A 1,556-nucleotide genomic window follows, 5' to 3' on the forward strand; every position below is an offset into this window, starting at 1 on the left:
TATAATCTTTCGATATCACCGGAGATTCTTGACTACTCTGTTGCTCAAACACAGGGATGGAGAAGCACAACCACACAAAAACATGGTTATAAAAAGCGACAAATAATCACAATTGGAAATATCGAAGTAACTTTAAACTTACCTTATGTACTTGAACGGAATCCGACAAGTAAAAAATCTGATAGTTCTTCACTCAAAAAGCAAAAAATCAAAACCTCAAATCAAGGATTTTGTCCGTTTTTAAAGTGGCTAGGGATGTCTGAAGGTATTACCCCTTTGGTTTGGTCAACAATTGCCAAATATGGTGCAATAGCAAGTTCTTTTGATGCAGCACATTCGACTCTAATAGATTGGGGAATAAATGTTAGTTTAAAACGAATCGAACGTCTGACTTACCTTTTTGGTAAAATTGGTATTAATCTTCGCCAATCGAAAATATTAAATCTGGAGATGGATAATTTATCTGATAGTAATGTTCTCAAAGACCAACGAGTTGTCATCGCTGTAGATGGTGGAAGAACTAAAATTAGGTTTAATAAAAAAGGTAGACCCAGTAGCAAAACAAACCGTCATGGCTTTGTCGGTGAATGGATGGAGCCAAAGTTACTAACAATTTATGTCGTAAATGAACAAGGTAAAAAAATTAGAACATCAGCAATACCTATTACTAATGATGGCACATATTCCGGTTATAAAGAGTTTCTGAAAATTTTAGAAATGTACTTAGTAAATTTGGGGATAAGCCAAGCTAAACAGGTATTATTGATTGCCGATGGTGCAGAGTGGATATGGATACACATTCCCCCGTTATTAAAAAAGCTAAAATGTCCATCCGAAACTTATCAATTATTAGACTTTTATCACGCCGTATCACATTTAAAAGATTTTGCTGATGCTGCTTTTAGTACAGATAATGAAAGTCAATTATGGTTTAAAAAAGCTCGAAAAGCTTTAAAGAAAGGCCAAACGCTAGATTTAATGAGAAACATGGGTGAATTTATCTCTGGCGCGACTGGAGAACGCTGTAAAATTTTAGTGCGAGAGCGAAATTATATTTTAAAAGCCTATAGAAGGAGGCTTTTAAAATATAACGAGGTGGCATCTCGAAAATTACCTCTCGGTAGTGGTGCAGTTGAAAGTTTAATTCGTCAAGTTGTTAATTTACGCATGAAAGGAAACAGTAAGTTTTGGTTACAAAATAATGCAGAAATTATGTTACATCTGCGTTGTCAATGGATAGCTAAAAGTTGGAATAATTTTTGTGATTCCATTTTTAATTCTTTGGTCAAATCCCCAACTGGGTGATAAATTTTATACTTTTATTCTCCTGTTGATTTATTTTCTGTTGTAATTAATACTACACATTAAAGACTTGTTGCATAAATTTTTGTAAATAATCGCTAAATGACGTGCTAGCAATCTTTTTGAGATATCTCATCAAGATAATTTATGGTGTAAATACGCCTATGGCTTGTACATAAAAATACTTTATACTTAAATTTCAGTTTTTGCGATCGCTTGTTTTTTCTCCGACTTCACAAAATCGCGTTGCTCCC

1 protein-coding gene is annotated in these 1,556 nt (G+C 33.9%); it reads left to right on the forward strand.

Annotation, left to right across the window (positions count from 1 at the left end; translation table 11 throughout):
* Window positions 1–1,305: ISLre2 family transposase (locus ACM0OW_RS25715; RefSeq protein WP_414553552.1), on the forward strand; the 1,305-nt coding region annotated here is incomplete at its 5' end.
* Window positions 1,306–1,556: the final 251 nt, after the last annotated feature.

Source organism: Anabaena sp. CCY 0017 (assembly GCF_963920885.1).
Lineage (GTDB): Bacteria > Cyanobacteriota > Cyanobacteriia > Cyanobacteriales > Nostocaceae > Nodularia.